The sequence below is a fragment of the Xanthomonas rydalmerensis genome, from assembly GCF_033170385.1.
GTDB classification, from domain to species: Bacteria; Pseudomonadota; Gammaproteobacteria; order Xanthomonadales; family Xanthomonadaceae; genus Xanthomonas_A; species Xanthomonas_A rydalmerensis.
The window spans coordinates 202,717-228,716 of record NZ_CP126170.1; the positions used below are offsets into that span (position 1 = coordinate 202,717).

The 26,000-nt window shown below is 69.8% G+C and carries 21 protein-coding genes; 17 read left to right on the top strand and 4 right to left on the bottom strand.

Annotated features, from left to right (window positions below):
- Positions 1 to 56 precede the first annotated feature (56 nt).
- From QN245_RS00835 to QN245_RS00850, 4 genes are all read left to right on the top strand, one after another.
- Positions 57 to 1,160 (top strand): alpha/beta hydrolase fold domain-containing protein, encoded by a 1,104-nt coding sequence (locus QN245_RS00835; RefSeq protein WP_425612934.1) that lies wholly within the window; start codon positions 57 to 59, stop codon positions 1,158 to 1,160.
- Positions 1,161 to 1,266: 106 nt separating this feature from the next.
- Positions 1,267 to 2,091 (top strand): NYN domain-containing protein, encoded by an 825-nt coding sequence (locus tag QN245_RS00840; protein WP_317844294.1) that lies wholly within the window; start codon positions 1,267 to 1,269, stop codon positions 2,089 to 2,091.
- A gap of 73 nt (positions 2,092 to 2,164) precedes the next feature.
- Entirely contained in the window at positions 2,165 to 2,767 is a 603-nt protein-coding gene (locus QN245_RS00845; RefSeq protein WP_160964710.1) for a DUF938 domain-containing protein, read from the top strand.
- Positions 2,768 to 3,242: 475 nt separating this feature from the next.
- Entirely contained in the window at positions 3,243 to 4,025 is a 783-nt protein-coding gene (locus tag QN245_RS00850; protein WP_160964708.1) for a hypothetical protein, read from the top strand.
- Between the two features lie 309 nt (positions 4,026 to 4,334).
- Here the strand turns inward: QN245_RS00850 and QN245_RS00855 are convergent, their stop codons facing one another.
- Together QN245_RS00855 and QN245_RS00860 are read right to left on the bottom strand one after the other, a co-directional pair.
- Positions 4,335 to 4,958 (bottom strand): hypothetical protein, encoded by a 624-nt coding sequence (locus tag QN245_RS00855; protein ID WP_317844295.1) that lies wholly within the window; start codon positions 4,956 to 4,958, stop codon positions 4,335 to 4,337.
- Between the two features lie 276 nt (positions 4,959 to 5,234).
- A complete protein-coding gene (locus QN245_RS00860) occupies positions 5,235 to 8,957 on the bottom strand; it encodes an indolepyruvate ferredoxin oxidoreductase family protein (RefSeq protein WP_317844296.1) in 3,723 nt (1,240 codons plus the stop codon).
- A gap of 190 nt (positions 8,958 to 9,147) precedes the next feature.
- On the opposite strand from QN245_RS00860, the gene QN245_RS00865 reads away from it, so the two are divergent.
- Positions 9,148 to 9,759: a tetratricopeptide repeat protein gene (locus QN245_RS00865; RefSeq protein ID WP_184450278.1), complete on the top strand. Its 612-nt coding sequence runs from the start codon at positions 9,148 to 9,150 to the stop codon at positions 9,757 to 9,759.
- A gap of 661 nt (positions 9,760 to 10,420) precedes the next feature.
- Positions 10,421 to 11,335 (top strand): AEC family transporter, encoded by a 915-nt coding sequence (locus tag QN245_RS00870; RefSeq protein WP_317844297.1) that lies wholly within the window; start codon positions 10,421 to 10,423, stop codon positions 11,333 to 11,335.
- Positions 11,336 to 11,553: 218 nt separating this feature from the next.
- Here QN245_RS00870 and QN245_RS00875 read toward each other — a convergent pair whose 3' ends face one another.
- Positions 11,554 to 13,047 (bottom strand): AAA family ATPase, encoded by a 1,494-nt coding sequence (locus QN245_RS00875; protein ID WP_317844298.1) that lies wholly within the window; start codon positions 13,045 to 13,047, stop codon positions 11,554 to 11,556.
- A gap of 127 nt (positions 13,048 to 13,174) precedes the next feature.
- Here QN245_RS00875 and QN245_RS00880 point away from each other — a divergent pair, with 127 nt between their 5' ends.
- The 9 genes from QN245_RS00880 (at position 13,175) to QN245_RS00920 (ending at position 22,539) form a co-directional block, all read left to right on the top strand.
- Positions 13,175 to 13,807 carry a ParA family protein gene (locus tag QN245_RS00880; protein ID WP_017913046.1) on the top strand — a complete coding sequence of 211 codons (633 nt, stop codon included), beginning with the start codon at positions 13,175 to 13,177 and terminating at the stop codon, positions 13,805 to 13,807.
- Positions 13,808 to 13,822: 15 nt separating this feature from the next.
- A complete protein-coding gene (locus QN245_RS00885) occupies positions 13,823 to 14,299 on the top strand; it encodes a SixA phosphatase family protein (RefSeq protein WP_010340932.1) in 477 nt (158 codons plus the stop codon).
- A gap of 83 nt (positions 14,300 to 14,382) precedes the next feature.
- On the top strand, positions 14,383 to 14,922 hold the full coding sequence (locus QN245_RS00890) for a YceI family protein (RefSeq protein WP_425612935.1): 540 nt from the start codon (positions 14,383 to 14,385) through the stop codon (positions 14,920 to 14,922).
- 11 nt (positions 14,923 to 14,933) lie between these two features.
- On the top strand, positions 14,934 to 16,928 hold the full coding sequence (locus tag QN245_RS00895) for a phospholipase D family protein (RefSeq protein ID WP_317845278.1): 1,995 nt from the start codon (positions 14,934 to 14,936) through the stop codon (positions 16,926 to 16,928).
- Positions 16,929 to 17,103: 175 nt separating this feature from the next.
- Entirely contained in the window at positions 17,104 to 17,523 is a 420-nt protein-coding gene (locus tag QN245_RS00900; RefSeq protein ID WP_317844300.1) for a hotdog fold thioesterase, read from the top strand.
- Between the two features lie 113 nt (positions 17,524 to 17,636).
- Entirely contained in the window at positions 17,637 to 18,431 is a 795-nt protein-coding gene (locus QN245_RS00905) for a lysophospholipid acyltransferase family protein (RefSeq protein ID WP_317844301.1), read from the top strand.
- Between the two features lie 67 nt (positions 18,432 to 18,498).
- Positions 18,499 to 19,491 carry a YheT family hydrolase gene (locus QN245_RS00910; protein WP_184647889.1) on the top strand — a complete coding sequence of 331 codons (993 nt, stop codon included), beginning with the start codon at positions 18,499 to 18,501 and terminating at the stop codon, positions 19,489 to 19,491.
- A 340-nt stretch (positions 19,492 to 19,831) separates the two neighbouring features.
- Positions 19,832 to 21,907 (top strand): tetratricopeptide repeat protein, encoded by a 2,076-nt coding sequence (locus QN245_RS00915; protein WP_317844302.1) that lies wholly within the window; start codon positions 19,832 to 19,834, stop codon positions 21,905 to 21,907.
- A gap of 20 nt (positions 21,908 to 21,927) precedes the next feature.
- Positions 21,928 to 22,539, top strand: coding sequence for a YbhB/YbcL family Raf kinase inhibitor-like protein (locus tag QN245_RS00920; RefSeq protein WP_317844303.1), 612 nt, complete (start codon positions 21,928 to 21,930; stop codon positions 22,537 to 22,539).
- A gap of 363 nt (positions 22,540 to 22,902) precedes the next feature.
- On the opposite strand, the gene QN245_RS00925 is transcribed toward QN245_RS00920, so the two are convergent.
- Positions 22,903 to 23,694: an undecaprenyl-diphosphate phosphatase gene (locus tag QN245_RS00925; RefSeq protein WP_048491647.1), complete on the bottom strand. Its 792-nt coding sequence runs from the start codon at positions 23,692 to 23,694 to the stop codon at positions 22,903 to 22,905.
- A gap of 225 nt (positions 23,695 to 23,919) precedes the next feature.
- On the opposite strand from QN245_RS00925, the gene glnA reads away from it, so the two are divergent.
- Positions 23,920 to 25,329, top strand: coding sequence for a type I glutamate--ammonia ligase (gene glnA / locus QN245_RS00930; RefSeq protein ID WP_160964690.1), 1,410 nt, complete (start codon positions 23,920 to 23,922; stop codon positions 25,327 to 25,329).
- 325 nt (positions 25,330 to 25,654) lie between these two features.
- Entirely contained in the window at positions 25,655 to 25,993 is a 339-nt protein-coding gene (locus QN245_RS00935; protein ID WP_160962503.1) for a P-II family nitrogen regulator, read from the top strand.
- Positions 25,994 to 26,000 lie beyond the last annotated feature (7 nt).

Here is a 26,000-nt window from a genome sequence, read left to right on the forward strand (position 1 = left end):
GATGCCGTGGAGGGCAGGTGGACGTGAGCGGAGCGAAGTACAAGCAAGGAGTGCGCCTGCTGGCGCTGATCGCGGGGCTGCTCCCGTCGGCCCTACAGGCCGCGGCCGATGCGCCGCAGGATGGGGTGCGGCACATGCCGGCGTTCGATCTGCCGTTGTCGCCCTTCCTCAGCCCGCAGGCGCAGGCGGCTGCGCGCAAGGACATGGCGCACGGCGATCCGCTGGGGAAGATGGACCACGCCACGCTGCGCCGCGAACTGCCGCGCATCCGCGCCGAGACGGAAGCCTGGGCGAAGACCGTGGTGGAACCCCTACGCGAACGCTATGGGGTGACGCTGCAGCGGACCACCTGGGACGGCGTGCCGGTGACCCTGGTGCAGCCGCGCGATGCATCGCCGGCGCAACGCCAGCGGCTGCTGATCGAACTGCACGGCGGCAGCTTCGTGATGGGCAGCGCGGCCTCGTTCGGGATGATGGAGGCGATCCCGGTGGCGGCGATGACCGGCGTCACCGTGGTCAGCGTCGACTACCGGCAAGGCCCGGAACACCACTTTCCTGCCGCCAGCGAAGACGTGGCCACCGTCTACCGCGCCGCGCTCAAGCGCTACGCGTCGCAACACATCGGCCTGTTCGGCTGCTCGGCCGGCGGCGTGCTGACCGGCGAGTCGCTGGCCTGGTTCGCCAAGGAGAAACTGCCGATGCCGGCGGCGGCGGGCATGTTCTGCGCCGGCGGCGACGCGCGCTACCGCGGCGATTCGCGCTACGTGGTGGCGGCGGTGAACGACGCGCCGTTGCCCGACGCGCAGGGGGCGCTGCCGATCATGGAAGACCTGTACTACGGCGAAGGCGTGGACTTCCACGATCCGCTGGTGTCGCCGGTGTTCTCCGATGCGGTGCTGGCGCAGTTCCCGCCGCTGCTGTTCATCACCGGCACGCGCGCGGCGGAGTTGAGCAATGTCGCCTACACCCATACACGGCTGGTCGATCTGGGCCGCGAGGCCGATCTGCACGTGTGGGACGGCATGGGCCACGCCTTCCACCTGAACACCGCATTGCCGGAGAGCCAGCAGGCGCTGCGGGTGATCGCGCGCTTCTTCCGCCGGCACCTGGACCTGCCGCCATTGCCGGCAACAGCGCCGGTGGCCGCGGCGCAGGACTGACCGGCGTACTGCGCGTCGCGACTGGCCGTTGTCGCGCGGCGGTGGCACAGTGGCGGCCGCTGCCTTGCGGCCGCCTTCGTCTCCGTTCTCTGCCAGGTGCTTCGCCATGAAAACCCGCCATCGTTCCGACAGCGACGACGACCAGCCGCGGCTGGCGGTGCTGATCGACGCCGACAACGCGCAGCCGTCGGTGATCGAAGGCCTGCTCGCCGAGGTCGCCAAGTACGGCCTGGCCAGCGTCAAGCGCATCTACGGCGACTTCACCAGCACGCGCATGACCCAGTGGAAGCAGGCGCTGCTGAAGCACTCGATCAGCCCGGTGCAGCAGTTCGCCTACACCAGCGGCAAGAACGCCACCGACAGCTCGCTGATCATCGATGCGATGGACCTGCTCTACACCGGCCGCTTCGACGGCTTCTGCCTGGTCTCCAGCGACAGCGACTTCACCCGCCTGGCGCAGCGCCTGCGCGAGGAAGGGCCGACCGTGTACGGCTTCGGCGAGCGCAAGACCCCGGACGCCTTCGTGCAGGCCTGCGACAAGTTCATCTATACCGAAGTGCTGCGCAGCGAGGCCAGCGCCGCCGAGCCAACCAAGCCCGCTGCCGCAGCCAAGCCGGCGGCCAAGGGCCGCAAGAAGCCGGCCGCGACGCCGGCCAAGCCCGAGCCAGCGGCAGCGCCGACCGAGACCAAGGCGGCGGCGCCGCTGACGCTGCTGCGCCAGGCCATCGAGGAAGCCTCCGACGACCAGGGCTGGGCCGGACTCGGCAGCGTCGGCAGCTATCTGAACAAGGTACGCCCGGATTTCGATCCGCGCCTGTACGGGCACAAGAAGCTCAGCGACCTGCTGCGCCGGCTGTCGGCGCACTTCGAACTGGAGGAGCGCGGCAACGAAGGCGGCGGCAAGCGCATCTTCGTGCGCTCGCGCGGATAAGCCGGCTGTCGCCGCCGCTTGCGCCGTTGCGTGGCGCCGCGGCATGGCCCAGCGCAGACAGGTGCACGACACGATGAGCGATCGACCCTACGCCCCCTCTTGCGACCGCAACCGCGATCCGATCCTGCAAGTGCTGCAGCGGCAGTTCGCCGACCGCCGCCGCGTGCTGGAGATCGGCAGCGGCACTGGCCAGCATGCGGTGCACTTCGCCGCGGCGCTGCCGCAGCTGACCTGGCAATGCAGCGAGCGCGCCGAGCACCTGCCCGGCATCGCGCAGTGGCTGGAGTCGGCGGGCCTGCCGAACACGCCACCGCCCCTGGCGCTGGACGTGCGCGAAGGGCCGTGGCCCCACACCGGCTACGATGCGGTGTTCACTTCCAACACCTTGCACATCATGGGCTGGGAGGCGGTGCAGGCCTTCTTCGCTGGCGTCGGCCACCTGCTGGCAACCAGCGCCGGCGGCATGCTGGTGGTGTACGGTCCGTTCAATTACGGCGGCGCCTTCACCAGCGACAGCAATCGCGACTTCGATGCGTGGCTGAAGGCGCGCGACCCGGCCAGCGGCATTCGCGATGCCAAGGCGGTGGACGCGCTGGCGCAGGCGCAGGGCCTGGCGTTGCAGGAGGACGTGGCGATGCCGGCCAACAACCGCTGCCTGGTCTGGCGGCGCGTCTAAGCGCGGCTGGCGGGTGTGCGAACGCTAGCGTGCGTCGTACACGCGCGTCGTCACGCATCCATGGTGGCGTGCGCACGCCGCTCGTTTCCTCTGTCGCAACGCCTCGCGGCATGCGTGCAATACGGCTGCGACAGTACGACAGTACGACAGTACGAACGTCGCCGCGGCGCTATGCAGTGTAGTGACGCTGCCGATCTGAGTGCGTCAGCAATGTCATCGCCACGTGTCTGCACGGTGGCACTTCACTGACCGCTGCCTCCTTGCCGCAGAGCGTTGGCTGCCAAGCTCCGCAACGCTGAGGCCATCGACCTGACGGGCATGCGTTGCGTCCGGGTGACGAAGACGCACTGTCTCCCTCATGGCGGGTTCACTGCAATGCCACGGCCGATTCACCGCCGGCTTGCGACTGTGCGCCGACACCAGCCGCTGCAAACCAGCAACGGCCGGCACCTTTCTTCTGCGACGGAGCGTTCCCATGCATAGCAACGACGAATCCCGCGATCTCAATCGCGACCCGATCTCCGGTACCCCGGGCTCGCATCCGGTCGGCGTCGGTATCGGCGGCACCGCCGGCGGTGTGGCCGCGGGCGCGCTGGCCGGCACCGTGTTCGGCCCGCTCGGCACCCTGATCGGCGCGGCGGTTGGCGTGGTCGCCGGCGCGGCGGCGGGCAAGGGCGTGGCCGAGCGCATCGACCCCACCGGCGAGGATGCCTACTGGCGCGAGGAATACCGCAACCGTGACTACGTCAAGGCCGATTACGACTACGACCGCGACTACGCCGCCGCCTACGGGCTGGGCCTGCAGGCACGCGAGCAGGATCCGTCACGCAGCTGGGAGGACCACGAGCGCGAGCTGTCGCACGACTGGGGCACGCGCCGTGGCGACTCGCGCCTGGAGTGGGACGAGGCGCGGCTGGCCGCGCGCGATTCCTGGCAGCGCGCCGATGCCACCTACCGCACCTACGAGGACAGCGACCGCTACTACGCCGATCGCTTCGACACCGTGGACTACCGTGGGACCGACAGCAGCTACGACGACTACCGCCCGGCCTACCGCTACGGCGTGCAGGCGCGCAGCCGTTACCGCGATCGCGTCTGGGACGATCGCCTGGAGTCGGATCTGGAAAGCGGCTGGGAACGCGTCAAGGACCGCTCGCGACTGAGCTGGGCGCAGGCCAAGGCGGCCGTGCGCGAAGCCTTCGATTCCGATCGCTACGATCGTCCCGGCCACGGCAACCCGCCCGATCCGCGGGTCTGATTTCAACGTTCGTTGAGTTGAATGCCACTCGGTCGAGTTGCCACGTGGCAGTGGCACTCGACCCAATCGCGTCTTGATACGACACAGCGGCCGCTTGCCTGGGGCCGCTGTGTCGTATGCGGAGTGTACGGAAGCAACCATGTGGGAGGGACTTGAGTCCCGACGCGCAGTCCCTTCCGTCATCGACACCATCGCGAGCGGCCGGGATCCGATTGCATGTTGCTGGCGCGTGGAATTCGCTTGCATCGGCCGCATCGTGGCCTGGTGACCTGGCAGGTCGCGGCTGAAGCCGCTCCTACGGCCTTACCCCTACAGACTGTCCGACGTCGGCGAACGATCTGGAAGTTCTTGAACCGTCGGTTGCAACGGATCGTCCTCCTGCGCATCCGCCTGCGCCTCAGCCTTGGCTTGCGCCTCCGCTTCCGCGTCTTCCTTCAAGGCGGCGTCCCACCAGGCCGGAGCCGCCAGCCGTTCTTCTCCATAGCCGTTCATGCAACCTGTTCGTTGCTGCTCCAGGCGCTTGTAGTCCAGGGTGAGACGCTGCACGTCCTGCTGCTCTGGCCAATCGGTGTACGCGAAGTAGCCCTCGTACTGGTTCCTATCGATGCAGGCGATATACGCGTCGGCCCGCAGCCCGGCTGCCTGGAAGACCAACACCCGCGCTTCGCCGTTGCGATCCAGGCGGCCATGGAAGACCGTCCATTTGCCCGATGCGCAACTCGCGCCGGAGATCCCCATGTAGCTCAGGCACGGGATCGACCACACGTCCTGCAGGACGCGAATCCTCGCACCCGAGAGTGGCCGATCGGGTCCCGCCACGACACGGATCGTGATGAACCGCGGCATGATCCAGGGGCCGGCGTGCTCTGCCAGCAGGTAGAAAAGCAGAAGGGCGCCCACCAGCGCCACACATGCGAGGCTGCCCAGCTTCACGCGATGCTCCTTCGATGATGGTGCGAGCGTGGACCGATGGCGATCCGCGCAAGGTTCGGGTGGTGGCGGTCCGCAGCGAGCCACCCTGGGCGAGGCGGCAGGCCTGCGTCCTGATGGAATTCAGGTCGCGGCCGATGCCGCTCCTACGGCAGACGCAGATGCACTAGGAATCGCGGCAGCGTTGCAGGCGCGGCTTGGGCCACGCCGCGTTCCGTCGATCGCCTTCGGTGCCGCTGCTGCGACGCCGCCTCACGGTGGCGGCGCTGCGCCTCCCGCTCAGGCCGCCTGCACGATATGCAGCGCTTTCGGATTGCGCCAGGTCGCCAGCAGCCGCGCTTCGCGCTGCTTGGCTTCGTGCAGGTGCGCTTCCTTGACGTGGCCGTAGCCGCGGATGTGCTCCGGGATGCTGGCGATCTGCACCGCCAGCGCCAGGTTGTCCGCCTGCAGCCGCTGCAGCAGTTCGTCCACGGTGGCGACGTAGTCCACGATCAGCTGCCGTTCGCCGCGCCGCTCGGCGCTATAGCCGAACACGTCGAAGGTGCCGCCACGCAGGCGGCGCAGCTTGGCCAGCCACTGGAACGCGGTGAACATCCATGGGCCGTACTCGCGCTTGCGCAGCCGACCTTGCTCGTCCTTGCTCGCCAGCAGCGGCGGCGCCAGGTGGAAGCGCACGCGGTAGTCGCCTTCGAACTGCGCCTGCAACTGCTGCGCGAATGCGCCGCTGGTGTACAGCCGCGCCACTTCGTATTCGTCCTTGTAGGCCATCAGCTTGAACGCGTAGCGCGCCACCGCTTCGGTCAGCGCGGTCGAGGCCGGGGCCACGCGCTGCTCGGCGGCGCGCACGCGCTCCACCAGCGCGGTGTAGCGCGCGGCGTAGGCGGCGTCCTGGTAGTCGACCAGGAAGGCATGGCGACGCGCGATCAGCTCGTGCAGCGAGCGCGACAGGCGGCTGTCGTCCAGCGACGCGTACCCGGCCTCGCTGCTGTCGGCGCCAGCCGGCAGTTCGCGCGCCGGACGTGGATTGGATGGATTGCGCGGCGCGGCGCTGGCGCCGGCTTCGTGGCCTTCCCACTCGCCCGGCGGCAACTGCTGCAGGCCCAAGGCGTGGCGTTCGCGCTCGTCCGCGGCAGGATCGGTGAGGCCGGCGGCACGCCGTACCGCCGGCAGGTCCAGTGCCGCCAGGCGGCCCCAGGCAAAGGCCTGCTGGTTCATCGCCACGGCTGCGCCGTTGAGTTCGATGGCGCGCATCAGCGCGGCATGCGATAGCGGCACCAGCCCCTGCTGCCAGGCGTAGCCGAGCATGAACAGGTTGCTGGCGATGGCGTCGCCGAGCAGCGCGGTGGCCAGCTGCGTGGCGTCGAGCAGCAGTGGATCGCGCCCGCCCAGTGCAAGGCGCACGCCGGCAATGATCTCGGCGGCGGGGAACTGCATGTCGGCATGCGTGGTGAAAGTGCCGGGCATCGCCTCGTAGGTGTTCAGCACTACCTGCGAGCGGTCGCCGCGCACCTTGGACAGCGCCCAGTAGTCGTTGACCACCACCATGTCGCAACCCAGCACCAGGTCCGCCTCGCCGGCGGCGATGCGCACCGCGTGCAGGTCTTCGGGCTGTCGTGCCAGGCGGATATGCGTGGTGACCGCGCCGCCCTTCTGCGCCAGGCCGGTCTGGTCGAGCACGCTGGCGCCCTTGCCCTCCAGGTGTCCGGCCATGCCCAGCAGCGCGCCGATGGTGACCACGCCGGTGCCGCCGACGCCGGTGATGAGGATGTTCCAGGGCTGGCTCAGGTCGCTGCGGAAGGTCGGCGCCGGTAGTTGCTCCAGCAGTGCCGCGGCGTCGGCCTTGCGGCCCTTGCGCGGCTGCCCGCCGTGCACGGTGACGAAGCTGGGGCAGAACCCGGACACGCAGGAATAGTCCTTGTTGCAGCTGGACTGGTCGATCTGGCGCTTGCGTCCGTATTCGGTCTCCTTGGGCAACACCGACACGCAGAAGCTCTTCTCGCCGCAATCGCCGCAGCCTTCGCAGACCAGCGAATTGACCAGCACGCGCTTGGGCGGATCGGCCAGCTTGCCGCGCTTGCGCCGGCGCCGCTTCTCCGTGGCGCAGGTCTGGTCGTAGATCAGCACGCTGGTGCCCTTGACCTCGCGCAGGCGCCGCTGCACCGCGTCCAGTTCGCTGCGGTCGTGGAACTCCACGTCGCTGGGGAACAGCTCCCGGCGCCGCGTCCACTTGCCGATGTCGTCGCTGACCAGGGCGATGGTGTGCACGCCTTCGGCGCGCATCTGCCGGGCGATGTCCGGCACGCTGAGGGTGCCGTCCACCGGCTGCCCGCCAGTCATCGCCACTGCGTCGTTGTAGAGGATCTTGTAGGTGATGTTGACGCCGGCGGCGATCGACTGGCGGATCGCCAGCGAGCCGCTGTGGAAATAGGTGCCGTCGCCCAGGTTCTGGAACACGTGCGGGGTGTCGGTGAACGGCGCCTGCCCGGCCCAGGTGACGCCTTCGCCGCCCATGTGGGTGAAGGTGTCGGTGGCGCGGTCCATCCACGTCACCATGTAGTGGCAGCCGATACCGCCGAGCGCGCGCGAGCCCTCCGGCACCACCGTGGAGGTGTTGTGCGGGCAGCCGGAGCAGTAGTGCGGCACGCGCGGGAAGTTGGCACGCGGCAACGCCATCTCCGCTTCCTTGGCCTCCATCCAGCGCAGCCGCTGCTCGATCGAACCGGTGTCGAGCGCCGTGGCCTGGGTCAGGCGCAGGATGCGCTTGCCGATCACCCCGGCGATGGTGGCCGGGGTCAGTTCGCCGGTGGACGGCAGGATCCATTCGCCGGCCTCGTCGTACTTGCCGACGATGCTCGGGCGCGGGCCGGCGCTGGCCGGCCAGTTGTAGAACTGCTCCTTCATCTGCCGCTCGATGAAGGCCTTCTTCTCCTCCACCACGACGATGTCCTGCAGCCCGCGCGCGAACGCGGCGATGCCCAGCGGCTCCAGCGGCCAGGTCATGCCGACCTTGTACACGCGGATGCCGATGCGCGCGCAGGCGTCCGCGTCCAGGCCCAGGTATTCCAGCGCCTGCAGTACGTCCAGGTAGCTCTTGCCGGTGGTGACGATGCCCAGCCGCGCCTGCGGCGCGTCCATCACCGTGCGGTCGATGCCGTTGGCGCGGGCGAAGGCCTGCGCCGCACGCACGGCATAACGATGCAGGCGCATTTCCTGGTCCAGCGGCGGATCCGGCCAGCGGATGTTGAGGCCGCCGGGCGGCAGGTCGAAATCCTCCGGCAGCACGATCTGCCGCGCGAACGGGTCCACCTCCACCGAGGCCGAGGATTCCACCGTCTCGGCGATGGTCTTGAAGCCGATCCAGCGCCCGGTGTAGCGGCTCATCGCCCAGCCGAGAAGGCCCATGTCGAGGATGTCCTGCACCCCGGCCGGATTGAGCACCGGCATCATCGCGCTGACGAACTCGTCCTCCGAGCCGTGCGGCAGGGTCGAACTGCGGCAGGCGTGGTCGTCGGCGGCCAGCGCCAGCACGCCGCCGTGGCGCGAGGTGCCGGCGGCGTTGCCGTGCTTGAACACGTCCCCGCAGCGGTCCACGCCGGGGCCCTTGCCGTACCACATGGCGTACACGCCATCTACGCGTGCGCCGGGGAACAGGTTGGTCTGCTGCGTGCCCCAGACCATGGTCGCGCCCAGATCCTCGTTGAGCCCGGGCTTGAACACCACCTTGGCTGCGTCCAGATGCTTGCGCGCGCGCCACAGTTCCAGGTCGAAACCGCCCAGCGGGCTGCCACGGTAGCCGCTGACGAAGCCGCCGGTGTTCAGTCCGGCGGCGCGGTCGCGCAGTTGCTGCATCAGCGGCAGCCGTACCAGCGCCTGCACGCCGGACAGGTAGATGCGGCCGTCGGTGCGGGTGTACTTGTCTTCCAGCGTATAGCCGGTATCCACGCCGTCGGTGGTCGCGGCGGCAAGGGAGGACGACGGACGCGGATCGGCGATGCGGTTCATGGCTTGCCCGGAGATGGAAGGCTGGCGGGCGCGCAGCGCCTGCCGCGCGCGATCGCCCCGATTGTATCAGTGGCGATTTTTGCGCTCGTTCTCGTCCGTGCCGGCGCGGGCGGGGTAGGATGGGACCCGGGTGAGGGGATCACTCCAGGGGATTGCAGCAGTGAAGGCATACACATACGCAGTGGCCGCGATGCTGGCCTGCATCGGTCTGGCCACCGCGGCCACCGTGCGGGCGCAGGCATTGCCGGCACCCAAAGAGTTCTATTTCGACGAAGACCGCAGCACCACGCGTCCGGTGACCGCCATCGCCGGCAGCGGCGATGCCCTGGTCGATCGCCTGGCCAGCACCGTGCAGCGCAATCCCGACGCCCACGAGGCGCGTGCGCAGCTGGCCGGCATCGCCATGGCCGGCGGCCGCCGCGAACTGGGTGAACAGCTGTACCAGGCGGCGCTGCATGGACTGCCCGCCGGCATGCAGCGGCGCCAGGTGCAATGGAACTACGGGTGGGATCTGCTGCGCGCCGGCGACCCGGGGCGCGCGTTGAGCGAGTGGAGCGCCCTGGTCAACGGCCGCCCGGCAGCGCCGGATTGGCTCCCGCCGACCCTGGCGCTGGCCTTGTGGCGGTTGCAGCGCAAGGACGAGGCGGTGAAGTGGTACGCCGCGGCGGCGCGCACCTGGCCGGACAAATGGGGCGCCGGCGCCGATTTCGCCGCGTTGCTGCCGACCTGGCGCGACGACGAGCGCGCCACCCTGGCCGAGGTGCAGGCCGCCTGGAAGGCAGCGCCGCCGGCCTGGCCCTGAGACACGCGCGTGCAAGGAGCGCGGCGCGACCGGCGCAATCCTTGGCGCTGGTCGTGGCCGATCGTACAGGGCAACGTGTTGTCGCTCCCACAGGGGCTTGCGGCGAGTTCGCCGGGTGCAGTGTGGGAGGGACTTCAGTCCCGACGCATGGCGCCATCGAAAAGCGCGCCGCTTCGCGGGTCGCCTCTGCATGAAAGTTGACTCCCGCATGGAGAGCCCGCCTGCCGCGAAGCGCAAGGTAGGCGCGGCTTCGGTGGCTGCATCGGCACTCGCAGGATGCAGATCGCGTCAGGCGCCGGTCGCGGCTAAGCCGCTGCTTGCATCTATGGTTGTCCACGCCCAGCGCTCCATGGCGTGTGTCGTGGTTGATCGCGCTGGAGACGGCGTCATCGCTCCTGCAGGGACATGCGGCCGGCCGTTGGACGCGAGGTCGGCGTGGCATCGGCAGCGGCCGCATAAAGATGCCGTGTGCGGGACGTGTCGGTCGCCGCCCGAGTCGCTGCTCCGGCTACTCGCGCCGGATCCCTGCCTGTCGTTGCCGGCCAGCGTGTGGCCAGGCCGCCACCCAGGCCTGGATCGCCCACTGTGCGCGACGCCTCGACGGCCCACGCGCGCATGCCATGCGATGATGCCGCGTACCCGCTGATGTCGTGCTGTGCCGATGGCTTTCGATGCGTTCGCCCTGATGTTGGTCATGCTCGCGCTCGGCAAGCTGTTCGCGCGCCAGCGCGTCCTGCCGGCCAACACCACCGAGGTGCTCAACGGGGTGGTGCTGTACCTGTGCCTGCCCGCCTCGGTGCTGATCTACGTGCCGCGCCTGCAGTTCAACCTGGAACTGCTCGGGCTGATGCTGACCCCCTGGCTGCTGACCGGCGTGAGCGCGCTGGCGATGCTGGCCTTGCGCCGGCCGTTGCGGCTGCGCCGCGACCAGCAGGCGGTGCTGCTGCTGTGCGTGGCGCTGGGCAATTCCAGCTTCATCGGCTACCCGATGGTGCGCGCGCTGCTCGGCGAGGCGGCCTTGCCGTATGCGGTGGTCTACGATCAGTTCGGCACCTTCGTGCTGCTGTCCAGCTTCGGCCTGTACGTGCTGGCGCGCTACAGCGGCGAGGCACCGCCGTCACCGCGGCAGACGATGTTGCGCATGGCGCGGTTCCCGCCGCTGTGGGCGCTGCTGTTCGCGCTGACCCTGATGCCGGCGCAGCCGCCGGCGTGGATCGCCTCCGGTCTGCAGCACCTGGCCGACGCGATGTTGCCGCTGGTGATGCTGGCGGTGGGGTTCTCGATCCAGTTGCGGCTGCCGCGCGAGGAACTGGCGCCGCTGGCCGCCGGCCTACTGTTGAAGCTGCTGGTGCTGCCGGCCCTGGCCTGGCCGCTGTCGTGGGCGCTGGGCTTGCGCGGGCAGGCGCTGCAGGCGAACGTGCTGGAATCGGCGATGCCGACCATGATCACCGCCGCGCTGCTGGCGATCTCGCATCGCCTGGCGCCGCGCCTGGCCGCCGCCCTGGTCGGCTACGGCATCCTGCTGTCGCTGGTCACTTTGCCGGCGTGGGCGTGGTTGCTGGGGGCGTTGCGGTAGCGGCGATGGCACGTCTCGCTGCAAGGTGTCGGGGCTGAAGGCGGCGCCTCGATCTGCATTGCGCGCGCGTCCGTACCCTCATCCGCCCCTTCGGGGCACCTTCCCCCCGGGGGGAGAAGGAGAAGCATAAGCCCCTCTCCCCCCGGGAGAGGGGTTGGGGTGAGGGTCGGGCGCAGCCTCGTACAGCGGCATCGCCTGATCTCGCCCGCCGCCCGCAGCTAATCCGCCGGCACCGTGCGTCCACTGGCCCAGCTGCGCAGCGCCTGCACCTGTTCGGCCATCAGGACCGACAGCGGCCGGGTATTGCGGATCTCCTGCATCAGCAGCTCGGTGTCCAGCGGTCGCTGTTCGGCGTGCGCGGCATACAGCCCGGAGACGATCGCCTGCTCGATTTCCGCACCGGAGAACCCGTCCGCGGTAGCAGCCAGCGCCGGCAGCGCGAACGCGTCCGCATGCAGCTGTCGCCGGGTCAGGTGCAGACGCAACAGCTCCACCCGGGCCTGCGCATCGGGCAGGTCGACGAAGAAAATCTCGTCGAAGCGGCCCTTGCGCAGCAGTTCCGCCGGCAGCTCGTGCACTTGGTTGGCGGTGGCGACGATGAACACGCCGGCGCTGCCGTCGGCGTTGCCGCGTTCGGCCATCCAGGTCAGCAGCGTGCCGAGCACGCGCCGCGACACGCCGCCGTCCTCGCCGCCGTTGGCCAGGCCTTTTTCGATTTCGTCCATCCACAGCACGCACGGCGCCAGTTGCTCGACCGCGGCCAGCGCGTCGCGCAGGTTCTTCTCGGTCTCGCCGTGGTATTTGGCGTACAGCGCGCCCATGTCCAGGCGCAGCAGCGGCACGCCGAACCCGGCCGCGGTGGCCTTGGCCAGCATCGACTTGCCGCAGCCCTGCACGCCGAGCAGCAGCACGCCCTTGGGCGGATCCAGCCCTGGCGGCGCGGTACCGGCGAATACCGCGCGGCGCTGCGCGATCCACTGCTTGAGCCGGCGCGCGCCGGCCACGTCCTCGAAGCGCGTGGCGTCGTTGTCGTACTGCAGGTGGCCGCTGCGGTTGAGCAGTTCGAACTTGAGCTTGGCCAGTTGCGGCAGGTCGGATGCGGTGAGCGCGCCGTCGGCGTAGATCAGTTGCCGGGCGATGCGCCGCGCATCGATCAGGCTGAGCCCGCGCAGGTTGCGCAGGATCTGCTTGACCGCGTCGCCGTCGACCTCGACCCGGCGTCCGCCGAACTCGCGCGCATAGCCCTGCGCCTCCTCCTGCACCATCTTCAGCAGCGCGTTGGCGTCGGGCAGGCGCGGATTGAAGCGGGTCGCCAGCGCCTCGAGTTCGGGCGGCAGTTCGATCCGCGTGCCGATCAGCACCAGCACATGCGGCTGGCAGTGGCGGCGCTCGACGATGTCGCGCAGCAGGCGCTGGTGGCTGGCGTAGCCCAGGTACGGGGTGACGTCGAGCAGCAGGTAGATGCCGCGCTGATCGGCCTGCTTGATCGCCTGCAGCACCGCGCTGGCGTCCGGCGGCCCGCTCGGCGGGTCCTCGCGGTCCAGGTCGATGCGGCGCAGGCCCTCGGTGATCGACCAGCGGTGCAGGGCGCGCCAGACCTGGATCAGCGCCTGCCGGAACAGATCGACGATGCGCGCTTCTTCCTGCGTCTCGATCACGATCAGGGGCGTGTTGGCGCGGATCAGCGCGACCAGGTCCTGCAGCTCGCTCATGGCGTCGGTGGGGGAGAGGGGCCGCCACGATAGCAAGCCCGGCGCCGGCCGGCGTGCTGCACGTTGACTACCGGCTGACGGAGGGCCGGTGTACGCTGCGGCCTCTTCCCCCGGAAGCGAGGCGTGCATGAAGACGATCCTGGTGGCCGGCTCCAAGGGCGGCGTGGGCAAGACCACGGTTGCCACGCACCTGGCGGCGTCCTATGCGCTGGCGGGCAAGCGCACGGTGCTGGCCGATGCCGATCCGCAAGGCTCCTCGACCCGCTGGGCCGAACGCCGCGCCGGCCTGGACAGCGCGGTGCTGCCGATCGACGCCAGCCGCAAGCGCAGCTGGCGCGCGGCGCTGCCGGACGACGCGCAGCGGGTGATCGTCGACGCCGCCGCCGGCGCCATGGCCGAGGATCTGACCCATTTCCTCGACGAGGCCGACGCGGTGGTGGTGCCGGTGATGCCCTCGGCGCTGGACATCGAGGCCACCGTCGGTTTCCTCAACACCCTGGCCAAGGTGCCGCGGGTGCATCAACGCAAGCTGCCGGTCGGGCTGGTGCTCAACCGCAGCAAGCCCTGGACCAATGCCACCCAGCAGGCGCTGCAGATGCTTGCCGAATGGCCCTATCCGGTGGTGGCGCAACTGCGCGACAGCCAGGCCTACGTGGTGCTGGTGGGGCTGGGCCGCAGCCTGTTCGATTACCACTCCGTCCAGGTCCGCGACCATCAGCAGGACTGGGAACCGTTGCTCAAGTGGCTCAAGAAGGCCTGACCGATGACCATCGTTTTGCGAGAAGTGATCCTGCTGCGCCATGCCCACGCCGAACCGGCCGACACCGGCCAGGCCGATTTCGACCGGCCGCTGTCGCCGCATGGCCTGGCCGAGGCCGAGGCGGCCGGGCGCTGGCTGCTGGAACAGCGGCTGGTGCCGGACCGGGTGCTGTGTTCGCCGGCGCGGCGCGCGCGCGAGACCCTGGAGGCGGTGCTGGAGCTGACCGGTTACGTCGAGCAGCGTCTGGAGCCGCGCATCTACGAGGCCACCTCGGGCACCCTGGCCGACCTGCTGGACGGCCACCGCGACGTCGAGCGGCTGTTGCTGGTCGGTCACAATCCGGGCCTGGAGCGGCTGGCGGCGCTGATGCACAGCGGCCAGTCCGGCGACTACCGCGGCATGCCTACCGCCAGCGTCGCCGTGCTCGGGGTGCCGCACGACGCGGCGATCGAGCCGGGCGTGGCGCGGTTGACCGCGTTCTGGTGGCCCTGAGGCCGCTGCGCAGGTCCTTGCGGCCGGCGCTGTGCGCCGCGCTGCTGCCGTTGTGTCTGTTGTGCGCCATCGGCCATGCGCAGGTGGCGTCTGTGCCTGCGATTGCGCCGCTCGCACCCGGCGAGTACGCCCTGGACCCGGCGCAATCGCGCTTCGGGTTCGAGATCCGTACCCGCTTCGGGCAGCGCATCGAAGGCTTCTTCCCGCGCTACGAGGGCACCGTGCACGTGCTGGCCGATGGCCGCCACCAGGTGCACCTGCGCCTGTTCACCGCCTACGTGGAAATCCCCGGCAAGCCGCGCTACACCGGCTGGATGCGCGGCGAGGATTTCTTCGACGCGCCGCGCTACCCGACCGTGTCCTTCGACTCGCAGCCGTTCTCGCCGCAGGTGCTGGGCAAGGGCGGACCGATCCCCGGCACGCTGAGCATCCGCGGGGTCAGCCACGCCGAGACGCTGACCGTCATGCCGGCCGCATGCACCCGTCCAGGCTATGATTGCGATGTCATCAGCCGCGGTACGGTATTGCGTGGACGTTACGGAATGGACAAGTGGGACCTGGCCTTGAGCGACCGGGTCACGTTCGTGCTGCGCGCACGCCTGACCGAGGCGGCAACTCGGTGACATCGCGGCTGATGCGGGTGCTGGTGGTGGTGGCGCTGCTGCTCGGCAGTGGCTGCGCGAGCCTGTCGCAGGCGCAGCACGGCCGTGCCGTGGCGATCGCCGAGGCCGCGCGCGACCGCCAGGTCGATTGCACGCGCAGCGACCATTGCGCGTTGGCCTCGCCGCTGCGCGGGCTGGCCGGCAAGGCCTTCGCCCAATCCGGCGACGCCGCCCCGCGCCACTACGCCACCATCCTCGACCACGGCGAAGAGGCCTTGGTGGCGCGGGTCAACCTGATCCGCAGCGCCAGCCGCAGCATCGACCTGCAGACCTACATCTTCGACAAGGACGACAGCGCGCGGCTGGTGATGGACGAACTGCTGGCCGCGGCGCGCCGCGGCGTGCAGGTGCGGGTGCTGATCGACCAGCTCTCGGCGATCTCCGACCTGCAGATCCTCGGCGCGCTGGCCGGCGCGCACGAGAATTTCTCGCTGCGTATCTACAACCCCACCTTCGGCCTGGCCAAGCCCAACTACTTCCACTACGCCGCCAGCGTGCTGTGCTGCTTCCGCCGCTTCAACCAGCGCATGCACAACAAGCTGCTGGTGATCGACGATGCGATCGGCGTGGTCGGCGGGCGCAACTACCAGGACGACTATTTCGACTGGGACGCCGAGTACAACTTCCGCGACCGCGACGTGCTGGTCGCCGGCCCGGTGGCGCGGTCGATGGCCGCCAACTTCGACGCCTACTGGGCGGCCCGGCGCAGCGTGCCGGTGGCGCGGCTCAACGACGTCGGCAAGCTGCTGCTGCGCGAGGGCGTGCCGGCGATGCCGCCGGCGCGGTTCCTGCGCCCGGAGCGGGTGCAGCGGGTCAGCGAGGAGGCGTCCGATCCGGCCTTCGTGGAGAACGCCTTCGTGCTGCCGGCGTTGCCGGTCAGGCATGTGGACTATGTCGCCGACCTGCCGCAGAAGCACCGCCGCGAACACGGCCCCAAGGCCATCTCCACCGCGCCCAAGCTCGACCGGCTGATCGCCGAGGCGCGCGAGGAGATCATCCTGCAGACGCCGTACCTGGTGCTGTCGGACCCGGCGCAGGAGATCTTCCGCGACCTGCGCAAGCGCACCCCGCCGCCGCGCGTGGTGGTGGCCACCAACAGCCTGGCGGCCACCGACAACCCGGTAGTGTACGCGTTGTCCTACAAGTACAAGCGCCGCAACCTGCGCGAGCTGGGCTTCGACATCTACGAGTACAAGCCGTTCCCGCTGGACGCGCCGGTGGACTACGCCAACCTGTTGCCGGAGCCGCTGCAGGGAGAGTTGCCGTCCGCGCCGGCCAGCGGCGAGAGCGGCGGCGATGCCGGCGGCGGGCGCAACAGCCTGCTGGGCGGCAGCGCCGCCGGGCGCAGTTCGCTGCTCGGCAGCGGCAGTGGCGGGCCATCCGGCGATCGCGCCGACGGCAGCCAGGTCGAGCGCCGCGTGCTGCGCACCGAGACCCGCCCGTCCTACCTGAGCCGGCGCATCGCCAACCGGCCGCTGCCGGTGACCCGCGAGGGCGCGCGCATGGGCCTGCATGCCAAGTCGCTGGTGGTGGACCGCCGCGTCGGCGTGATCGGCACCCACAACTTCGACCCGCGCAGCGAGACCTACAACACCGAGGGCGCGGTGATCGTCGACGATCCGGCGTTCGCGCAGGCGCTGGCGGCCAGCATCGGCCGCGACATCGAGCCGGAGAACTCCTGGGTGGTGGCGCCGCGGGTCAAGCCGCCGGTGCTGTCGGGCCTGAACTACAGCATGGGCAAGGTCTCCGAGGCGCTGCCGGTGCTGGACTTCTGGCCATGGCGCTACGCCACCGACTACGAATTCCAGCCCGGCCCCGACTGCCCGGCGCCGCTGACCCGGCGCGACCCGGGCTTCCACCGCTGCTATAGCGCGGTCGGCGACTTCCCCGAGGTCAACGTCGGCCCCAAGTGGCTGCTGGTGCGCATGTTGACCGCGTTCGGCTCGGGGCTGGTGCCGATTCTTTGAGGGGCGGGGATTGGGGATTCGGGATTGGGGATTCGTAAAAGCGAGTTTCTGCGACCGGAGGCCTCGTCCTGGCGCGATAATGTCAGCGCCGGGGATGCGCTCTTGCGGCTCCTGGCTTCTCAGCAGCCGAATGGCTGCTCATCCCCAATCCCCAATCCCCAATCCCGGCCTCCCAATGCCCTTTCGCGAACCTGCCGATCTCGCCGTCCTCAACGCCGATTGCCGCGACACCCTGATCGCGCACCTGGGCATCGTCTTCACCGAGGCCGGGCCGGACTGGCTGCGGGCGACGATGCCGGTGGATGCGCGCACGCGGCAGCCGTACGGGCTGCTGCACGGCGGCGCGTCGGTGGTGCTGGCCGAGAGCCTGGGCAGCACCGCCGGCAACCTGTGCGTGGAGCCGGGGCGGATCTGCGTGGGCCTGGAGATCAACGCCAACCACCTGCGCAGCGCGCGCAGCGGCGTGGTCACCGGCACCGCGCGGCCGCTGCACGTGGGCCGGACCACCCAGGTGTGGGAAATCCACATCGAGGACGCGGCGGGCAAGCCGGTGTGCGTGTCGCGATTGACCCTGGCGGTGGTCGACCGCGGCTGAGCCCGGTCCCGGGCTGAACCGCGCCTCGGCGGGCGCGGACGACGTGTCTGCGCCCGCGTCTTCGGGCTGACACAATTGTCCGCTAGGCCCCTGCTTCCGGTACCCTTGTCCGAATGAGCGAGTTCTCCCCACCCGCCACGCGCCAATACGGTGGGGCGCTGCGCTGGGTCCGTTACGGCTACCGCGTGCCGCTGCTGGCGTTGCACGTGCTGTTGTCGCTGCCGTTCCTGCTGGTGTGCATGGCGCTGTCGCCCGGCCGCGCCGGCACCGAGTCTTTCGGCGACCGCATGGTCTGCTGGTGGTCGACCTGGCTGCTGCGCATCTTCGGCCTGCGCGTGCGCCGCATCGGCACGCCGCTGCCCAATCCGGTGCTGTTCGTCGCCAACCACGTCAGCTGGATCGACATCGTGATGCTGCACAGCCAGCGCATGATGGGCTTCGTCGCCAAGCGCGAGATCGCCGGCTGGCCGCTGGTCGGCTGGCTGGCCGCGCGCGGGCAGACCATCTTCCACCAGCGCGGCAGCACCGAGTCGCTGGGCGGGGTGTTGCAGGCGATGCTGGAGCGGCTGCGCTCCGGATGCTCGGTCGGCGTGTTCCCGGAAGGGCGCACCCGCGGCGGCCAGGACGTCGGGCCGTTCCATGCGCGCATCTTCCAGGCCGCGGTCGAGGCCGAGGTCGCGGTGCAGCCGGTGGCCTTGCGCTATGGCGCCGGCGGTGAGGCGCAGCAGATCGTCGCGTTCGGACCGCACGAGAGCTTCTTCGCCAACTTTCTGCGCCTGCTCGGCGAGCCGGCACGGGTGGCCGAGGTGCATTTCCTGGAGCCGATCCGGCTGCAGGACGTGGAAGGGCGCCGGCGCATCGCCGAGATCTCGCGCGCGCGCATCGTCACGGCGATGGCACAACCCTGAACACCGGGATACCGGTCGCACACCGCCTGACCGATTACTCCAGTCGGCGGGTGCAAGCTCGCTCCCCATGAACGCGACCGATTACTCCCCCCCACGCTGGCTGCGCAACCCGCACGTCCAATCGGTACTGGGTTCCAGCCTGCTGCGCGTGCGCCGTGGCGAGCAGCTGCTCGCCGCCAGCGGCGCCACCACCACCTCGCACATCCTCGACGGCGGCGACGGCGTGCGCCTGCAGGGCTGGCTGAGCGTGCCGGCCGGCGCCGCGCCGCGCGGCACCGTGCTGCTGCTGCACGGCTGGGAAGGCAGCGCCGATTCCAGCTACATGCGCCTGACCGCGGCGAAGATGCTGGCGCTCGGCTACCAGGTGTTCCGGCTCAACTTCCGCGACCACGGCGGCACCCACCACCTCAACGTGGACCTGTTCCACTCCGAGCGCCTGGACGAAGTGGTCAACGCCGCCTGCGACCTGTGGCAGCGCTTCCCCGCGCCGACCCTGCTCGCGGCCGGCTACTCGCTGGGCGGCAACTTCGCCCTGCGCCTGGCGCTACGCGCGCCGGCGGCGGGGCTGCCGCTGCAGCACGTGGCCGCGGTGTGTCCGTTGCTGGATCCGGCCACCACCATGCAACGCATCGAGAACGGCCCGCAGTTCTACGACTGGTACTTCCGCCGCAAGTGGCGCGAATCGCTGCTGCGCAAGCGCGAACTGTTCCCCGACCGCCACGGCTACGATGACGCCACCCTGGCGCTGGACATGCGCGGCCTGATGGCCTGGCTGGCCGAGCGCCATGCCGGCTTCGCCAGCCTGGATGCCTACTTCGACAGTTACTGCATCGCCGGCGAGCGCCTGCTCGGGCTGAGCGTGCCGGCCGACATCCTGATGGCCGAGGACGATCCGGTGATCCCGCTGGACGACTTCCGCAACTGGCGTCTGCCTGAGCTCGCCCGGCTGGAGATCGCGCACTGGGGCGGGCATTGCGGCTTCATCGAGAACGCGCGCGGCGACGGCTTCGCCGAACGCTGGGTGGCCGAGCGGCTGACCGAGGGGCTGGTGGAAGCCTAGCCAGCGTCACGGATCGCCTGGCGGGTGAGCTTATTCGCTCCCCCGCGGCAGTCTTGGAGCGGCGTTTCGGGCGGGCAGGCGTGTGCCAGAGTGCGGATGCACCGAGCGGCGATGATCCTCTGGCGGCTGCATGCATCCACGGTGCGGTCTTGCGCGGCGCGAGGGTCTGGTGCCGCATGCATGGCAGCGCGCAGACCATGCGTCGTGCGCTTTGCCGATCGTGCGCGCAGCATCCCGCGACACGATCGACCCGCAACCGGTCCGGCGCGCCGTAGGCGCCACCGCAGTGCCGTCGGGCGCTCCCGCTACAATGCGGGTTTGCCCCGAAAGCCGGACCCACATGCACCAGCCCATTCTCGACGCCCTGCGCCGCCAGGACACCGCCGACGCGCTGCGTCTCGCCCAGACCTGGGCCGCCGAGGCCGGCGACGACCCGCAGGCTCTCCGCTGGCTGGCGCTGGCGCAACAGCAGCATGGCGACACCGCCGCCGCCCTGGACAGCATCGGCCGCGCGATCGCGCTGGCACCGGAAGACGCCAGCCTGCACCTGCTGCATGCCGGCATGCTGGTCAGCGCTAACGACCTGGCCCAGGCCGAGGACGCACTGGCGCAGACCGCGGCGCTGGATCCCAACGAATTCCTCGCCTACGTGATGCGCGCGCACCTGGCGCTGGGCCGCGGCGACCTGGACGAAGTGGAGCGGCTGAGCCGCACCGCCGCGCGCCTGCAGCCGGAGCATCCGCAGTTGCTCGGCGTGGACGGCATGCTGGCGCTGCGTCGCGGCGATGCCGACCGCGCGCTGGCGCTGCTCTCGCGCGCCAGCAATGCGCTGCCGGACGATCCGCGCCTGCTCTACGCGCTGGGCTTCGCCTATCTGGACAAGCAGCACTTCGCGTTCGCCGAGACCGCGTTCCGCCGCGTCGCCGCGCTCACCCCGGGCACCAGTGCGGCGATGATGGCGCTGGTCGCGCAGCTGGCCTACCGCCAGGGCCGCCTGGACGATGCGATCACCGCGCTGGAAGCGGTGCTGGCCTCTCCGGCCGGCGACACCGTCAACATGCGCCGGCTGGCCGGCGAATATGCCTTGCAGGCCGACCGCCCGGCCGAGGCGCTGGAGCATCTGCGCCGGACCCTGGCAGTGGCACCGGCCGACCGCCGCACCCTGCACGCCGCGCTGATCGCCTGGCAGCGGCTGGGCACGCTCGACGATGCCCGCGCCACCCTGGAAGCGGCGCTGGCCACCACCACCGACGCCCACGACCTGTGGCTGGCGCGGCTGGCGCTGGAGCCGGTGGGCGGCCCCGAGGCGCGTGCGCTGATCGCGCGCTGGCAGGCGGCGATGCCGGCGCACGTGCCGGCGCTGGAAGCGCAGCTGCGCGTGCACGACATGGCCGGCGAGCGCGACCAGGGCGAGGCCGTGGCGCAGCGCATCGTGGCGCTGGAACCGGGCCGGCTCAGCGGCGAGGAACGCCTGGTCGAGGCGCTGCTGGAGCGCGGCGAGCACGATGCCGCCATCGACCACGTGCGCGGCCTGATGCAGCGGCTGCCCGAACGCGACCGCACCGTGGTGCGGCCGTGGCTGGCGGCGGTGCAGGATGCGGCCGGGCGCCCGGAGGAGGCGCTGGCGACCTGGCTGGCCTTCCAGCAGGAACAACTGCCGCACCGGCTGCCGCTGCCGCCGTTGGGCCAGGCCCCGGCGCAGTGGCCGCCGCTGGGCGCGGTCGACCCGCAGAACCAGGCGCGCCCGTTGTTCGTCTGGGGTGCGCCGGGCAGCGGCGTGGAGCGGGTGATCGCGGTGATCGACGCGGCCAGCCCGGTGCTGCGCGGCGACCGCTTCGGCCCGCAGCCGCCGACCGACGGCCTGCAGCGCTTCCGCAGCGTCGAGGAACTGGACAGCGGCGCCCTCGACGGTGCGGCGCTGGTCGCCGAGTGGCGCGCGCAGCTGCCGGCGCGCGGCGTCGGCGACGGCAATATCGTCGACTGGCTGCTGTGGTGGGACAACGCGCTGCTGCGCGCGCTGCGCCCGCACCTGCCGGAAGGACGGCTGCTGATCGTGCTGCGCGATCCGCGCGACATGCTGCTGGACTGGCTGGCCAACGGCGCCCCGGCCCCGCTGGGCCTGGCCTCGCCGGAGGCCGGCGCGCAGTGGCTGGCGGCGGTGCTGGCACAGGTCGCCGACCTGCACGAACAGGATCTGTATCCGCACCATCTGGTGCGCCTGGACGGGACCGAGCACGATCCGGCCGGGGTGGCGGCGGCGCTGCAGGACGCGTTCGGCGTACCGTTCCCGGCCATTGCCTCGGTCGGCCCGCCGCGCCTGGACGCCGGCCACTGGCTTGCCTACGCCGCACCGCTGGCCGCCGCGTTCGCGCTGCTGACGCCGGTCGCGGTCCGCCTTGGCTACCCTGAAACCTGATCCCCCAAGGAGTTCTTCGCATGCGTCTTCGCAGTGACAGCCTGCAGCCGGGTCAGCCCATCGCCGCGACCTACGCGATGGGCCAGGCCGACGGCTTCGGCGGCAACCGCAATCCTCACCTGGCCTGGGACGCGGTGCCGGCCGGCACCCAGTCCTTCGTGCTGCTGTGCGTCGATCCGGACGTGCCGACCGTGGCCGAGATGGTCGGCCGCGACGACGTGCAGATCCCGGTTGAGCAGCCGCGCACCGAATTCGTGCATTGGGTGGCGGTGGACCTGCCGGCCGACCTGCGTGAAATTGCCGAGGGCAGTGCCAGCGACGGCGTGGTGGGCAAGGGCAAGCAGCAACCGCCTGGCCTGGCGGGCGCGCGCCAGGGACTGAACAGCTACACCGACTGGTTCGCCGGCGACGCGGCGATGGGTGGGGACTACTACGGCTACGATGGCCCGTACCCGCCGGCCAACGACCGGCGCGTGCACCGCTACTTCTTCCGCCTGTTCGCCCTGGACGTGGCGCGGCTGGACGTCCCCGCGCGCTTCACCGCCGCCGACGCCCTGCGCGCCATGCAGGGCCATGTGCTGGCCGAAGCCAGCCTGCACGGCACCTACAGCCTCAATCCAGCGGCGAAGTAAGCCGCAAAGCCCCTCTCCCGCCGGGAGAGGGGTTGGGGTGAGGGTCCGGCGCGCTAAGCGCCTGCATGGATCTGTCACTGCGAGGCTACGCCCGTACCCTCATCCGCCCCTGCGGGGCACCTTCTCCCGGCGGGAGAAGGGAGACGCCCAAAGCCCCTCTCCCACCGGGAGAGGGGTTGGGGTGAGGGTACGGGGCGCGCAGCGCCTGCATGGATCTGTCACTGCGGGGCTACGCCGTACCCTCATCCGCCCCTGCGGGGCACCTTCTCCCGGTGGGAGAAGGGAAAAGCCAAAGCCCCTCTCCCGCCGGGAGAGGGGTTGGGGTGAGGGTACGGGGCGCGCAGCGCCTCGCCGACCCAGCCCTTACGCCGCCGGCAACCACAGCAGCAGCGCCGTGCCCAGCACGATGCGGTACACCGCGAACGCGGTGAAGCGGTGCGACTTGATATAGCCCAGCAGCCACTTCACCACCACGAAGCCGGTGACCATCGAGGCGACGAAGGCCAGCGCCACGTCGCCCCAGTTCTCGCTGCCCAGCCCGCCGTCCTTGTACAGCTCCAGGAACGAGTAGGCGCTGGCCGCGAACATGGTCGGGATGCCGACCAGGAAAGCGAACTCGGCCGCGGCCGAGCGCTTGCTCAGGCCCAGCAGCATCGCCAGGAAGATCGTCGCCGCCGACCGCGAGGTGCCGGGGAACACGCCGGCCACCACCTGCGCCAGGCCGACCGCGATGGCCACCGTCCAGGTCACCGTCTCGCGCTCGGGCAGACGCGCGGCGAAGTACTCGGCCACCAGCATCCACACGCCGCCGATCACCAGCGCCCAGGCCACCGGCTCCACGCTGTCCGGTAGCTGCCAGCCGGCCTTGCGCACCACCAGGCCGACCACCGCGGTCACCAGGAAGGCGGCGCCCAGCTTGAACGCATAGTCGCGGTTGGCGCGGTCGCCCAGGCCGGTGGCCAGGTCCCACAGGCGCTGCCGGAACACCAGGGTGGTGGCCAGGATCGCGCCGGCCTGGATCACGATGTTGAAGAAGTCCGAACGGTGGCCGAGCCAGCGCTCGGCGATCAACAGGTGCCCGGTGCTGGAGATGGGCAGGAATTCGGTCAGGCCTTCGATGATGCCCAGCAGCAGGGCCGACAACAGATCGCTCATGGAGGGGAGGGTCGCGTTTTGGGGGAGGGGAAGCTGCGCAAGGATAGAGCATCCGCCTTGCGCACAAATTTGGTGCGTTCAGCTGTGAATGCACCACTGCAGTGCAGTGCATTTGCATCGTTCGCGTGCACGCTTCAGCAGAATCAAAGGCTTGTGAGTGCCACACGCTTGGCATGGCGATTGCTGATACTTGCCCACGCCCTTCACAACCCGAGGTTGCATCGAATGTCTGCGGAAACTATTGAGAAGCTGGTCAAGGACAACAAGATCGAGTTCGTCGATCTGCGTTTCGTCGACATGCGCGGCGTGCAGCAGCACGTCACCTTCCCGGTCAGCATCATCGAGCCGGCGCTGTTCGAGGAAGGCAAGATGTTCGACGGCAGCTCGATCGCCGGCTGGAAGGGCATCAACGAATCGGACATGGTCCTGCTGCCCGACGCCGACACCGCCTTCGTCGATCCGTTCATGGCCGATCCGACCCTCGTGCTGACCTGCGACATCCTCGACCCGGCCACCATGCAGAGCTACGGCCGCGACCCGCGCGGCGTGGCCAAGCGCGCCGAGGCCTACCTGAAGTCCAGCGGCATCGCCGACCAGGCGTTCTTCGGCCCGGAGCCGGAATTCTTCATTTTCGACGGCGTGCGCTTCGGCAACGAAATGGGCCACACCTTCTTCAAGATCGACTCGGAAGAGGCGGCCTGGAGCAGCGGCAGCAAGATCGAAGGCGGCAACAGCGGCTACCGCCCGGCGGTCAAGGGCGGCTACTTCCCGGTGCCGCCGACCGACTCGCTGCAGGACCTGCGCGCCGAGATGTGCAAGACCCTGGAGCAGGTCGGCATCGAAGTCGAAGTGCACCACCACGAAGTGGCCACCGCCGGCCAGTGCGAGATCGGCACCAAGTTCAACTCGCTGGTGAAGAAGGCCGACGAGCTGATGATGATGAAGTACATCATCAAGAACGTCGCCTACCGCAACGGCAAGACCGCGACCTTCATGCCCAAGCCGATCGTCGGCGACAACGGCTCGGGCATGCACGTGCACCAGTCGTTGGCCAAGGGCGGTACCAACCTGTTCTCCGGCGACGGCTACGGCGGCCTGTCGCAGATGGCGCTGTGGTACATCGGCGGCATCTTCAAGCACGCCAAGGCGATCAACGCCTTCACCAACTCCGGTACCAACAGCTACAAGCGCCTGGTGCCGGGCTTCGAGGCGCCGGTGATGCTGGCCTACTCGGCGCGCAACCGTTCGGCCTCGTGCCGCATTCCGTGGGTGTCCAACCCGAAGGCGCGCCGCATCGAGATCCGCTTCCCGGATCCGCTGCAGTCCGGCTACCTGACCTTCGCCGCGCTGATGATGGCCGGCCTGGACGGCATCAAGAACCAGATCGATCCGGGCGCGCCCAGCGACAAGGATCTGTACGACCTGCCGCCGGAAGAGGAGAAGCAGATCCCGCAGGTGTGCTCCAGCCTCGACCAGGCGCTGGAAGCGCTGGATGCTGACCGTGAGTTCCTCAAGGCCGGCGGCGTGTTCAGCGACGACTTCATCGACGGCTACATCGCGCTGAAGATGCAGGAAGTGACCAAGTTCCGCGCGGCCACGCACCCGCTGGAATACCAGCTGTACTACGCCAACTGAGTTCCACGCGCGGCGATGGCGAAGGCTTCCCCTCCCTCCTTCGCCATCGCCGCCACCTGCCCGGCTGGGGAGCCGCGCCGGTGGTCCGCGCCCGCCATTGCGTCATCGATTTTCCAGGGGATGTACCGCGCAACAGAGCGCTTGCGTGCCGTGGGCCACGTTCCCTCCCACGTCGCCGTCGCCGCCGCACCTCGGGTGCGGTGGGCCACGGCGTGATCCACGGAACGCATCGCGCAGCAGCACCCGCGCCGTTCGCGGCGCGGTCGATGGGCCCAGTGCCGGTCGGCCTTCGGCGGCCGGTTCCTTCCACCAACGGGGTATGCGCATGAAACTGATCACCGCCATCATCCGGCCATTCAAGCTCGACGAGGTCCGCGAGGCCTTGTCGCAGGCTGGGGTGTCCGGCATCACCGTCACCGAGGTCAAGGGCTTCGGTCGGCAGAAGGGCCACACCGAGTTGTATCGCGGTGCCGAATACGTCGTCGACTTCCTGCCCAAGATCAAGATCGAGACCGTGGTGACCGACGAGCGTCTGGACGCCGTGGTCGAGGCGATCCAGGGCGCGGCCGGCACCGGCAAGATCGGCGACGGCAAGATCTTCGTCACCGCGATCGAACAGGTCATCCGCATCCGTACCGGCGAAATCGGCGCCGATGCGCTCTAACCCCACC